The sequence below is a fragment of the Ruegeria profundi genome, from assembly GCF_020171505.1.
Lineage (GTDB): Bacteria > Pseudomonadota > Alphaproteobacteria > Rhodobacterales > Rhodobacteraceae > Ruegeria > Ruegeria profundi.
The window spans coordinates 43945-56815 of the sequence record NZ_JAIUZS010000009.1; the positions used below are offsets into that span (position 1 = coordinate 43945).

Annotated in this window: 11 protein-coding genes; 9 read left to right on the forward strand and 2 right to left on the reverse strand. The window is 58.0% G+C overall.

Annotation, left to right across the window (positions count from 1 at the left end; all coding sequences use genetic code 11):
- Window positions 1-344: 344 nt before the first annotated feature.
- A complete protein-coding gene (locus LCM21_RS18230; protein WP_224891874.1) occupies window positions 345-1295 on the reverse strand; it encodes a GlxA family transcriptional regulator in 951 nt (316 codons plus the stop codon).
- Window positions 1296-1427: 132 nt separating this feature from the next.
- Here LCM21_RS18230 and LCM21_RS18235 point away from each other — a divergent pair, with 132 nt between their 5' ends.
- From LCM21_RS18235 to LCM21_RS18250, 4 genes are read left to right on the forward strand one after another with little or no spacing between them, the layout of a single operon-like run.
- Window positions 1428-2138: a GntR family transcriptional regulator gene (locus LCM21_RS18235; RefSeq protein ID WP_224891875.1), complete on the forward strand. Its 711-nt coding sequence runs from the start codon at window positions 1428-1430 to the stop codon at window positions 2136-2138.
- 7 nt (window positions 2139-2145) lie between these two features.
- On the forward strand, window positions 2146-3063 hold the full coding sequence (locus LCM21_RS18240; RefSeq protein WP_224891876.1) for a dihydrodipicolinate synthase family protein: 918 nt from the start codon (window positions 2146-2148) through the stop codon (window positions 3061-3063).
- Between the two features lie 3 nt (window positions 3064-3066).
- Entirely contained in the window at window positions 3067-4563 is a 1497-nt protein-coding gene (locus LCM21_RS18245) for an aldehyde dehydrogenase (protein WP_224891877.1), read from the forward strand.
- Window positions 4560-5900 (forward strand): NAD(P)/FAD-dependent oxidoreductase, encoded by a 1341-nt coding sequence (locus LCM21_RS18250; RefSeq protein WP_224891878.1) that lies wholly within the window; start codon window positions 4560-4562, stop codon window positions 5898-5900. The genes LCM21_RS18245 and LCM21_RS18250 overlap by 4 nt, the downstream gene beginning before the upstream one ends.
- Window positions 5901-5986: 86 nt before the next feature.
- Here LCM21_RS18250 and LCM21_RS18255 read toward each other — a convergent pair whose 3' ends face one another.
- Window positions 5987-7534: a trimethylamine methyltransferase family protein gene (locus LCM21_RS18255; RefSeq protein ID WP_224891879.1), complete on the reverse strand. Its 1548-nt coding sequence runs from the start codon at window positions 7532-7534 to the stop codon at window positions 5987-5989.
- Between the two features lie 213 nt (window positions 7535-7747).
- Between LCM21_RS18255 and LCM21_RS18260 the strand changes: the two genes are divergently transcribed.
- The 5 genes from LCM21_RS18260 (at window position 7748) to LCM21_RS18280 (ending at window position 12868) form a co-directional block, all read left to right on the forward strand.
- Window positions 7748-8653 carry a LysR substrate-binding domain-containing protein gene (locus LCM21_RS18260; protein ID WP_224891880.1) on the forward strand — a complete coding sequence of 302 codons (906 nt, stop codon included), beginning with the start codon at window positions 7748-7750 and terminating at the stop codon, window positions 8651-8653.
- A gap of 99 nt (window positions 8654-8752) precedes the next feature.
- On the forward strand, window positions 8753-9913 hold the full coding sequence (locus tag LCM21_RS18265) for an aromatic ring-hydroxylating oxygenase subunit alpha (protein ID WP_224891881.1): 1161 nt from the start codon (window positions 8753-8755) through the stop codon (window positions 9911-9913).
- A gap of 27 nt (window positions 9914-9940) precedes the next feature.
- Entirely contained in the window at window positions 9941-10180 is a 240-nt protein-coding gene (locus tag LCM21_RS18270; RefSeq protein WP_224891882.1) for a hypothetical protein, read from the forward strand.
- Between the two features lie 239 nt (window positions 10181-10419).
- Window positions 10420-11892 carry a flavin-containing monooxygenase gene (locus tag LCM21_RS18275; RefSeq protein WP_224891883.1) on the forward strand — a complete coding sequence of 491 codons (1473 nt, stop codon included), beginning with the start codon at window positions 10420-10422 and terminating at the stop codon, window positions 11890-11892.
- Window position 11893: 1 nt separating this feature from the next.
- Window positions 11894-12868, forward strand: coding sequence for an alpha/beta fold hydrolase (locus LCM21_RS18280; protein WP_224891884.1), 975 nt, complete (start codon window positions 11894-11896; stop codon window positions 12866-12868).
- Window positions 12869-12871: the final 3 nt, after the last annotated feature.

Consider the following 12871-nt stretch of genomic DNA (forward strand, 5'->3'; position numbering starts at 1 on the left):
TTAACGCCATTTTTTGCTGAAATCGTTCCTTTGTTGGCTAAATAAAACTGACACAAACGACGGTTTAACGCAAACATCAGCAGCCAAAAAACCTCAAAATCCGTTTGAGCGAGGCGGCGCTACACACCTCGAAATGCGGCACGCGATGCGTTTTCGACCCAAAGATTCTTATATCTGACACGTTGTTGTAATAGTTGTGCCTTTTTCACTGACTACAAGGGATCAATCCTGCTGATCAGTTTACGAGTTTCAAATTAACGAGGGGGTACGAGCGGGACGAGGGGGGTGAGCGCCTGGCCAGCCAGACTTGCCTACGGACAGAGCAGCTCCCCCGCCGCCTTTCATCAGTCTATTTTGCTTTTCTGCCCATGTGGCGTGACGCCAAAGCTGGACCTGTAAACGCGCGAGAAATGGCCGGGGCTTTCAAAGCCGCAGGCCATGGCAACTTCGGTCACCGACGCCTCGGTCTGCAAAAGCAGATTCTGGGCGCGCTCAAGGCGCAGTTCCATGAAGTATTTTTTGGGCGAGGCGTTGAGGTATTTGCCGAACAGCCGTTCCAGTTGCCGCGTCGATATTCCAAGGTCCTCGGCAATCTGCGACGGCGAAACGGGCGTTGCTATACAGTCCCGCATGATGTGAATCGCCTCGGCCAAGTGGGCATTTCTCATACCGTTTCGCGATTGCAGCGACACCCGCTGCTTGGCAGTGGCATTGCGCACCGCATTGTAGACCATCTGGTCGGCAACCGCGACGGCCAGTTCCTCATCATGATCCTGCCCGATCAGGTGCAGCATGAGATCCGCAGTCGCGGTGCCGCCCGAAGCCGTGATATGTTTTTCATCAGCAACAAAAACACTACGGACCAAATTCACCTCGGGGAAGGCCTCCATAAAAGCGTCGTGATATTCCCAATGGATTGCAGCCTGCATCCCGTCCAGAAAACCGGCCTCAGCCAGTATCCAGGCACCGGAACACAATGCGCCTATGGGCGTTCCCCGTGCGCGCTCCCACCGCAGCGCAGCCAGCAATGGGCGCGTGACATGGCTGCGCATGTGGATACCTGACAGCACGAATACCTGATCGGTTTTGGGTACATCCCCCAATCCGCCATGAACCAGGGTGACTGACCCGTTCGAACACACCGCCTGCTCGCCATGTTCCGATAAGAAAGTCCAGCCATACAGATCCTTACCGCTGACGAGATTGGCGATCCGCAGCGGCTCAACCGCGCAGGAAAAGGCGAGATGCGAGAACTCCTCGATCAGGATGAAAGTGATGTGGCGCGGTTTGCGCATGGAATGTCCCATTCAGCTTGGCGTAGTCGACAGCTTATGCTGCACGATTCTTTTTTGTATACATATTGTATTTTTTTAGAATACAACAAACTGCGATGAGTGCGACTCGAATTTGTGGAAAAGGGATAGAGGATGAAAGATGACGCAAAATCCCGCAAAGATGCGCTTCGGGATCACCTGCGAGAGTCGATCCTGACCTTGCGTCTGCAACCCGGCGCAGATCTGGATGAGGTCTATCTTTCGGATGCATTCGGGCTGTCACGAACTCCATTACGCGAAGTGTTCCGCCAAATGGCGGGCGAAGGCTATCTGGACTTGCGCACCAATCGCAGCGCGCGGGTGTCGGAGATGTCCTACACAACGCTGCGCGATTTCTTTCTGGCCGCGCCAATGATCTATGGCGCAATTCTGCGGCTGGCGGCGCAGAACGCCACGCGTGCGCAGATCGACGACCTGAAAGATGCGCAACAGGTATTCAAACACGCGTTACGCTCGGGGTCGGGTGAGGATCGGGCACTGGCCAACAACAGATTCCACGATGTGACCGGCGAGATGTCGGGCAATGTCTACCTTCTGCCCTCATTCAACCGGCTACTGATCGATCACGCGCGGATCGGGATGACCTTTTACCGGCCCCAAACGGCGAAGATGCCCGATAACCTGTCCGAAGCCAGTCGCCAGCACGACGCCATCATCGCCGCCATCGAGGCGGGCGATGAGGCGGCTGCTGCGCAGCTGGCCGAGGATCACTGGAACCTGTCGCGCGACCAAATCGAAATGTTCGTGATGCCGGCTGCGCTGGACGTCCCGTTGGGCGCCGCACCTAATTTGAAACCTGCATGAGGATCGCATGAACCCGATTTTCAGATTTGAGGGGATATACACCCCGGTCGTCACACCCTATCACGCAGATGGCAGCGTGAATTGGGACGCTCTGGCGCAGGTGATCGAATACCTGGTCGAAAGCGGCGTGCACGGCCTGATCTCGGGCGGCTCTACCGGCGAGAACTATGCTCAGACCGTTGCAGAACGGCTAGAACTCGCGCGGTTTACGTTCACGCAACTGAAACACCGGTTGCCGCTGGTCGTGGGCACCGGAGCTATGCTGACGCAGGACTCGATGACGCTGGCCTCTGGCGCGCGCGAAATTGGAGCGGATGCGATTTTGCTGGCCAGCCCACCTTATTCAGTACCAACAGATCGGGAAAATGCCCTGAACGCGCTGGCGATCGACAAGGCTGCCGACCTGCCGGTCATGCTGTATAATTATCCACACCGCACAGGCACGATGATGGGCACTGAATTTCTGGACCGCGTGGGCCGCAGCCGGAACTTCTGCGGCATCAAGGAAAGTTCGGGGGATATCAACCGGGTGCATCTGCTGGCGCGGGATTATCCACATATCCAGCTGGGCTGCGGCATGGATGACCAGGCGCTTGAGTTCTTTGCCTGGGGCGCGCCGTTCTGGGTCTGTGGCGGGTCGAACTTCCTGCCTGCCGAACACGTGGCGCTGTATCATGCTTGCGTTGTCGAAGGCGATTTCGCCAAGGGTCGGCGGATCATGAGCGCTATGATGCCGCTGATGAGGGTGCTGGAACAGGGTGGCAAGTTCATTCAGACCATCAAGCATGGCGTCACCATGAACGGGATCGACGCGGGGGCAATGCGACCTCCGCTGAAAGGTCTGAACAAGGATGACAAGCGCGCGCTGGAACAGGTGACCCGCGTACTGAAGAAGACAATCGCTGACATTGTGGCGGAGGAGTAAGGTATGGAATTGCTCACACGGGACGAATACAAATCCATCGCCGCGGGCCTGACCTTGCCGACAGGGGCTTTTATAGACGGGGCGTTCCGCCCGGCGATCTCAGGTGAGACGTTTGAAACGGTAAACCCTGCGACAGGTGCCAAGCTGGCTGATATCGCGGCCTGCGACGCGACCGATGTGGATTTTGCTGTCGAAAAGGCGCGTGAAGCTTTTGAGGACGGCCGCTGGAGCAAGATGCATCCCTCAGACCGTAAAGACGTATTGATCCGGCTATGCAAACTGATGACCCGCAACGCGCGCGAACTGGCAGTGATTGAGAGCATCGACAGTGGCAAGACCATCTATGACTGTGAAACCGTGGATGTGCCCGAGGCGATCCACTGCCTAAAATGGCATGCCGAGGCGATCGACAAGATCTACGATCAGGTGTCGCCTGCCAGCGACGATCACATCGCCATGGTAGTGCGTGAGCCGATTGGTGTTGTCGGGCTGGTGCTGCCTTGGAACTTCCCCTTGTTGATGCTGGCGTGGAAGATCGGGCCCGCGCTGGCCGCTGGCTGTTCAGTGATCGTGAAGCCCGCGGCTGAAACTACGCTGACGGCCCTGCGACTGGCCGAGCTGGCGATGGAGGCCGGGTTGCCGCGCGGAGTACTGAACATCGTTCCCGGCGGCGGGACCGAAGTGGGGGAACCCATCGGGCGGCATATGGATATCGACATGGTGTCCTTCACCGGCTCGACCATCACCGGCAAGCGGTTCCTGACCTATTCTGCCGAAAGCAACGCGAAGGAAGTGGTGCTTGAAATGGGGGGCAAGAACCCCGCCATTGTCATGGATGACGCCGAAAACCTGGATCGCGTGGCAGCGCATGTGGTTAACGGTGCATTCTGGAACATGGGCGAGAACTGTTCAGCCTCATCCCGATTAATTGTTCATAAGGATGTGAAAAACGCGCTGCTGAAACGCATCGCGCATCACGCGAAACAATGGAACACCGGCGACCCCCTTGATCCAGCTACGCGTATGGGCGCGCTGGTCAGCGAGGGGCATTTCAACAAGGTCTGCGGCTATCTGGATCAAGCCGAGAACGTGGTTTTTGGCGGCAAGGCAGAGAACGGCTTTGTCGAGGCCACTGTGGTCGAAGTCTCGGGCAACGATGCCACGTTGGCGCGGGACGAGATATTCGGACCTGTGCTGTCAGTGATCGAGGTCTCGAGCTTTGATGAGGCCATTAAGATAGCCAACGACACCGAATATGGCCTATGTGCGTCGATCTTCACCGCCAATGTCAAACGCGCCATTCGGGGCGCGCGGTCGATCGGGGCGGGCACCGTGACGGTGAACAGCTTTGGCGAAGGGGACATCACCACGCCCTTCGGCGGCTATAAACAGTCCGGCTTTGGCGGGCGGGATAATTCCGTTCACGCCCATGACCAATACACGCAACTGAAGACCATCTGGATTGATCTGGCCGATGACGCCGATGAGGCCGTCGATTGAGACAACACAAGGCCAGACGTCTGCCTCGGCAGACAGGCCCGGCGGGATGGAACGCAATCCTGCCGCCGCAGATCGCTTTGCCCGAACTGACCGAGGATCACTCCGCTGATGTCACGATCATCGGCGGCGGGTTTGCAGGTCTGTCTGCCGCCAGACGGTTGGCGCAATTGGATGCCGGCCTGAAAATTACGCTGTTAGAGGCCGGACGGTTCGCCGAAGGATCGGCAGGACGCAATTCGGGCTTCATGATCGACCTGCCCCATGATCTGTCATCGGACAATTACGCGGGAACGGGGTTGGATGCGGACCGCGCCGCGATTGCGCTGAACCGACAGGCTATTGCGTTTGCCTCAGGCGTTGCGGCCGACTGCGAGCTGTCGCAAGAGATGTTCGACCCCTGCGGCAAGTTTAATGCAGCCGCAACCAAGGCAGGCGACCAACACAACCGCGATTTCGCGACACATCTTGAGCGGCTCGGCGAGCCTTTTTCACTTTACGACCAGCAACAGATGCATGAAATCACCGGCAGCCCGCATTATACTTCGGGGCTGTATGCGCCGGGCACTGTGATGCTGCAGCCCGCTGCGTATGTCCGGGCGCTGTCTGCACGGCTGGCAGAGGTTGCGGGCATTTATGAAAACTCGCCCGTCACCGGATTTGAGAAACAGGCCGGTGGCTGGATCGTTGAGACACCCAAAGCAAGGATAGCGACCGGACGCATCATTCTGGCCAATAACGGCCATCTTGAGAGTTTTGGGTTTTACCAGCACCGGCTGATCCACATCTGCCTGTACGCTTCAATCACCAAGCCGCTGACACCAAAGCAGATCAAGACGCTGGGCGGCCAGACCCGATGGGCGGTGACGCCTGCCAATCCGATGGGTACGTCGGTTCGACGGATCTCTGGCAGCTATGGGGACCGCATCCTGATCCGAACATGTTCAAGCTTTCACCCCTCTATCGAGACAAGCCAAACGCGCCTGCGCAAAGCGGGTTTGGTGCATGACCGCAAGTTTCGCGAACGCTTCCCGCATCTGCCGGACGTGCAGGCCCAGCATCGATGGGCAGGTATGTTGTGCCTCAGCCGCAATGGCTCTGCCGCGTTTGGGGAATTGGACACCGGCCTGTACGCCGCTTGCTGCCAGAATGGGCTGGGCATCGCGCGCGGCACTCTGCAGGGTATGGGGATTGCCGAACTGTTGACACAGGGCGGGTCACAGATTGCCGATCACTTCTTGGCGCAACCAATGCCACCTCGGCTTCCGCCCGAGCCTTTCGCGTCACTGGGCGCAAACGCCTATCTGGCCTGGAAAGGGTGGCGCTCGGGCAAAGAATAACTCTAGATTCGAACGACTATGTCGGCACCGTGGACAGGTTGGTTTGACCGATACGTTTTTGGAACCCAACGCGGTGGGAAATGCGTTCAGTAGCTCTGGTTCAGCTCATCAGCGGCCGGAATTTCCCGCTCTCGTCGGGCGATATAGTCAAGCAGCGCTTCATTCTTGGCTTCGTCCAGCTTGGGCTCTTCATACTCGGCCAACAGGGTCTTGGCGCGGTTCAAGGCGCGTTCGGTAATCTCGACCTCACCCTCAGCCGTCCATTGTTCGATCGAGTTGTTGTCGAACAGCTCAGGCATAAAAAATGCTTCCTGAAAATTATCCTGCGTATGCGGATGACCTAAATAGTGTCCGCCCGGACCAACATCGGATACCGCTGCAATTGCTTGGTCGAAGTCATGCCATTTCGGCCCCTCAGCCATGCGGTAAGCCATGGCGCATTGCTCGGCGTCGACAATGAACTTGGCAACTGAACAATGCATCCCGGCCTCGTTCCAACCCGCGCTGTGCCAGATATAATTGGCTCCGGCATGGATCACTGCCTGCAACGTCGTGGCAGATTCGTATCCAGCCTGCGCGTCAAAGGTCTTGGCCCCACCCAGCGTGTTCGAGGTACGCCATGGCACGTCATAGTACCGCGCCATCTGGCCGATCATAAAGTTCATCAGGCTGATTTCAGGCGTCCCGGCCATCGGTGCGCCTGATTTCATCGACACGGTCGAAAGATAGTGACCATAGATCGCCGGTGCGCCCTTGCGGATCACTTGCGTATAGGCCAGTGCGCTCAGCGCCTCGGCATTCAGCTGCGCCACGGTGGCTGGAACGGAGGCCGGTGTATTGGCCCCGCCCAGCACGAAGGGCGAGCACAGCACCGGCTGATTTCGGCGACAGAAGGCACGCATCGCGCCTAGCATGGTTTCATCCCAGACCAGCGGAGAGTTCCCGTTGCAGTTCCCCGTAGTGACAGGATGATCCTCAAGAAACTGCTCTCCGAACAAGATGGCGCACATATCCATCACGTCTTCGGCGTTCTTGGGGCTCGTTGTCATGCCCATGAACGTTTTGTCCGAGTGTTTCATGGAAGAGTAAGTAATACGCAGGTGCCGCTGGCTGATCGGGTGGTCATAGGGTTCCACGATGTGATGGGCACTGGAATGCAGCGCGGGCATCATGTGGCTGAGCTTGTGGAACATCGCCAGATCGTCCAGCGTCGGGTTCCGGCGTACATCGTCCAGATCGCGCAGGAAGGGCGCGCCGGTCATTGGCACAAAGATCGAATGCTTACCGCCCAGCCGGACGTTCTTGTTTGGATCGCGGGCGTGATAGGTGAAATCGGACGGGATCGTGGCAATCAAGTCTCGCACAAGATCACGATCAAGATAGACAAGCTCGCCTAAAACTTTTGCGCCCGCTCTTTTCCAGTCTTGCAGCGCGATGGGATCGCGGAACTGTACGCCTACGTTTTCGAGAATGTGCATTGACGCAGCGTCGATGCGTTCCACTTGCGCGCCGTCCATCACCTCACACAGGGGGATACCTCTGGTCAGGCCTGGCAGCATGTTGAAGTTCGGCGCAGTTCTCATGGCCCTGCGGGCGGCGCGTCCACCCGCGCGGCTTGGGTTTCGGATGTTCATGGGGCAATTCTCCAATCCTGGTGCCGAGAATGGCGCATTCACGTCCGTTTCACCTGACGGATTGCGATCTCTGCTTGCAGAAAGCGACACGCAGGCAGAACCAAGGATGAAAAATGCACCTTTCACGCACGGGCTTCTGGCTTTTGCCCGCAAAACCTCTGATAATCAGGTGAAGACAACTCAACCGAAATTTGACAGCGAGTCTAGGCCACCATGTCCAGGCGCCACTATAATCTGCCGCCATTGACGACGTTGGCCGCGTTCGAAGCCGCCGCCCGGCACCTGAGCTTCAAGAACGCCGCCGATGAGCTTTCGGTCACGCCCGGAGCGGTCAGTCATCAGATCAAGGCGCTTGAGGGCGATCTGGACACCACGCTGTTTCAACGCAAGCACCGCGGTGTCGATCTGACCGATGATGGACAAGCCCTGTACGAGGCGCTGTCATCCTCATTCGGGCGCATCTCAATTGTGTTGGCCACGATCCGCAACAGAAAATCGGGGGGCAAGGTGACCGTCGGGTCGACTACGGCGGTGGCAGCGCTGTGGCTGTCCCCGGCCGTGATCCGGTTCTGGCGCGAGATGCCGGATGTAAACGTGGATCAGTTGTCACAGGACCGCCCGTTTCGCGATCGGCAGGACATGGATTTCTTTATTCGATATGGGCGTGATTCCGATCCAAACCTATCGCATACGCCCCTGTTTCGCGATCACCTGATCCCGGTCGCCAGCCCAGAGGTCGCAAAGCGGCTGGCAGGCGCCAGCCTTGCTGCGCTGGCGGCGGAACGTCTGATCCATCTGGATTCGGAAGACCGCACCTGGACCACATGGCCGGACTGGTTTCGCCAACTGGGCCATGAAGGTACGATTGCGACCGGACCCCGGGTGAACAGCTATTCTGTCGCCCTGCAACTTGCCCGCAAGGGGGCCGGTCTTGCGTTGGGGTGGCAAAGGCTGATTCAGCCGATGCTACAATCCGGCAAGCTGGTGTCGATCGCGCCGCATCAGCTGACCGCGCCCAACCAATTCTACCTGGTTGGTCGCCCGGATGAAGACCTTTCAGACAACGCCCGCGCCCTGAAAAACTGGATCCTCCAAGAGGTCGACGATGGCTCGGTTTAGCTCAACTCATCCGTCGATGAGGATTTCTGATATTGATCGAACACCATCCGATCCGCCAGTAGGAAAAGACTGCATCCAGCAACCGATCAGGAGAGCCCGATGAACAAGCACAGCGCGCTGTCATCCGTTCTGGCCGATGTGACCGTCGCGAACGGTCTTCCGAATGAGCATTACACTGACCCGGCAATCTTCGCCGAAGAAAGGCAATCCGTCCTTTTTGCCAACTGGTCCGGGATCGGCTTTGGTAAGGATGTGCCCGAGGAAGGCGACGCCAAGCCAGTCGATTTTCTTGGTATGCCCCTGTTGATCGTACGGGACCGGGATGGAGAAATCGGCGTCTTTCAGAATACCTGCCGTCACCGCGGCATGATCCTTGTGGATACACCCCGCAAAATCGGCGGCGCGATCCGCTGCCCCTATCATAGCTGGTGCTACAGCCTGAAAGGTGAGCTGCGCGCCACACCGCATGTCGGCGGCCCCGGTCAGAACAAGCATCCAGATGTGAAGCGCGACGATCTCGGCCTGGTGCGCGTACGCTCTCATGTCTGGCGCGACGTGATCTTTGTCAATGTGGACGGCACCGCACCCGCGTTCGAAGACGCCCATCGTGCACTGCTGGAGCGCTGGAAAGAATTCGAACAACCGGTGCATCACGGTGGTGAGACATCCTCATTCAAGCTGGAGGTAAAAACCAACTGGAAACTGGCGGTCGAGAATTACTGCGAAAGTTACCACTTGCCCTGGGTGCATCCCGGCCTGAACAGCTATTCCCGGCTTGAGGATCACTATAACATTGAGGCGCGCGGGCATTATTCCGGTCAGGGCACGCTGGTCTATCGTCAGCTGACCGATCAGGACGGCGCGACTTTTCCTGACTTTGAAGGGCTGAGCGACAAGTGGAACGAAGGTGCGGAATATGTGGCGCTTTACCCCAACGTCCTGCTGGGCGTGCAGCGCGACCACAGCTTTGCCATCGTGCTCGAGCCCGTGGACCAGGAAAACACAGTTGAACATATCGAGCTCTACTACGCCAAAAGTATCGCGGACACGCCCGAGCATGACGGGCTTCGTGCCTCGAACGCGCAACTTTGGAAAACGGTGTTCGAAGAGGATGTTTTTGTCGTCGAAGGCATGCAGAAAGGCCGCCACGGGTTGCTATTCGATGGCGGACGTTTTTCTCCGGCGATGGACGGGCCGACGCATAACTTTCATCACTGGGTTGCGACCCAGATTGAAAACGGTCGCACAGAAAAGGGCTAAGGCTGGCCTTTCCCGATGAAAGACTTGATGGACAAAGACGAACTGGATAGCCTGCTGATTGAGGCCCATGATCGCAAAGATAATGCGGCATTGATCCGATATTATACTCTGGCAGCGGATGAGTACGAAGCAGCGCAAGACATCGACGCGGCATGTTTCTATCTGACACATGCCTTTGTTTTCGCGTTGGAGTCCGGCGCCCCCGAGGCTGAGGCGCTGAACGCCCGGCTTGTTGCCTATGGCCGGGCGCATCATTTGGAGTTTTGAATGCGTCTTCGCGGCAATCCCGCCTTTAAGGCAGACGGGTATTGCGCACTCCCTGATACTGACACAAAGCGTAGGACATAACGCGATAAGCTAATGTTGCTACTGAACAAGGTCCGTTGGTGATCTTTTCCGTGACGCAGGTGCCAAACCGCGCCTGACCCTACGAGACGCTGTTCACGCGCCCGTTCGGCTTTATAGTCTGAGGCGGCACTTGGCGTCACTTTGGGAGGTGCGCGCGCATGGAACATAAAACGGAGATGCTGATCGTCGGCGCCGGGTTCTCAGGCCTGACAATGGCAATCGAGGCCCGCAAACGCGGCATCGGCGAAATCGCCATACTCGAGAAGGCCGGCGACATCGGCGGCACGTGGCGCGAAAATACCTATCCCGGCGTGGCCTGCGATATCCCATCTCATCTGTATTCGATGGCCACCCACCTGAACCCTGACTGGAGCCGCGCTTATGCCGGCGGGGCGGAAATTCAGGCCTATCTGCAAAAGGTCTGCCGGGACGAGGGGCTTTACGACCTCTGCCATTTTCACCAACAGCTCAAATCCGCCCGATGGGACGGCGACCGCTGGCAGGTGGAAACCGAGGACGGTCAACGCTGGTCAGCACGGTTTCTCGTTTCAGCCATTGGCGCGTTACACTTTCCAAGCATACCGGCGATCCCCGGCGCCGACAGCTTCCCCGGCCCCAAATTCCACTCGGCCGAATGGGATCACGAAACGAACCTTTCGGGCAAACGCGTCGCGGTCGTCGGCACTGGTGCTTCTGCTGTGCAGTTCGTACCCGAAATCGTGAAACGGGCGGCGCATGTCACTATATTCCAGCGCTCTGCGCCGTATGTTCTGCCGCGCCCGGATGGCCCGATTGCGCCTTGGGTGCGATCTTTTTACCGGCGTATCCCTACCCTGCCCCGCCTTCGACGCAAGCTGATCTACATGATCTTTGAATACCGTCACCGCGTGTTCCGCGGCGAGGAGCGATTGGTGAACTTCGCCATGAAAATGTGGCGCAAGGGTCTGGAGAGTGCGATTACCGACTCCGACGAACGCAAGCGCCTTACCCCTGATTACCGGATCGGCTGCAAACGTATCCTCAGTTCGAATGATTGGTACCCGGCCCTTGCGCGGGACAACGTGACAGTAATCCCGTACGGAGTAGCTTCGATCGAAGGCAATCAGATCATCGCGTCTGACGATAGCCGAACACAAGCGGATGTTTTGATCTGGGGTACTGGCTTTCACGTAACCGACGTGGTCGAGCGATTGAACATAACCGGATCCGATGGCCTGACCCTGCGCGATGCATGGGCTGACGGGATGCAAGCCAACCTGGGCACTGCCATCGCGGGATTTCCAAACTTTTTCATGCTGTTGGGGCCGCATACCGGGCTGGGTCATAACTCGGTCGTGCTGATGATCGAAGCACAGGTTCGACACATTGGTCGCGTGCTGGATCAGATGCAGCGCGATGGTTTGCAGGTCATCACACCCGACCCCATCAAACAGGCCGCCTTCACCCAAGAGATGCAGGACCGGCACGCTGACAGCGTTTGGCAGGCGGGTGGGTGCACGTCCTGGTATCAGGATGCCAAAGGCCGCAACACAACGCTTTGGCCAGGCACCGTATCCGAGTATGAAAAGCGTATGGCCAAGGCCGGGCTGGAGCACTATCACCCTGCCCCTTCCCAAGGTGGAGACCGCTGAGATGACCACTTTGCTGATTATCGTCCTGCTGATCGTTGCGTTCTTGGTTGGCATGAACCTATGGACCCGAAAGCTGACCGCCCAAGGGTACACGCGCGTACCGCAGCTTGGCGACATCACACCGGTAGCGGGCGGCAGCATCCATTACGTGGAACGCGGCCATCCGTCGAAACAGACCATCGTGATGATCCACGGGTTAGCCGGGCAGCTGCAACATTTCACCTACGCGCTGGTGGATATGCTAGCTGGTGACTATCACGTCATAGCACTCGACCGGCCGGGCTGTGGCTATTCGACCCGCGACAGGGCCGATCTGGGCCGTCTGCCTGAACAGGCGCGTATGATACAGGAGTTTCTGGATATCAAAGGCGTCAGCGACGCGGTTCTGGTGGGCCATTCCCTTGGTGGTGCAGTGTCTTTGGCCATGGCGCTGGATCACCCGGAAAAGACCAAGGCGCTGGCCCTTCTGGCCCCCCTGACACACAAGCTATCTGCCACCCCTCAGGTGTTCAAACCGATGGAGATGCGTTCCGAGTGGCTCAGAAAACTGATCGGTAACACACTGGCCGTGCCGCTTGCTGCCAAAACCGCGCATCATGCCCTAAGCACCGTTTTCGACCCTGAACCTGCGCCCGAGGATTTTTTGGATCGCGCAGGTGGCGCGCTTGGTCTGCGGCCGTCGGCCTTTATCACCGGCTCGCAAGATGTTGTCGGTGTTGATGACAGTATCGCAGCACAAGCAGACCGATATGGTGAGCTATCCGTGCCCGGCGGTATTCTCTACGGTGCGCAGGACGCGATCCTTTCACCGGACACACATGGTGAACCAATGACCCGGTTCGGCCTGACCAACGAACAGATCGACGGGGCTGGCCACATGATCCTGATCACAAAGCCCGACGCCTGTGCCGCCTTTATCCGCCGGATTGCAGACGCCAGTCAAGCCGATCAATCAACACCGTCCGAAAACACGTGACCG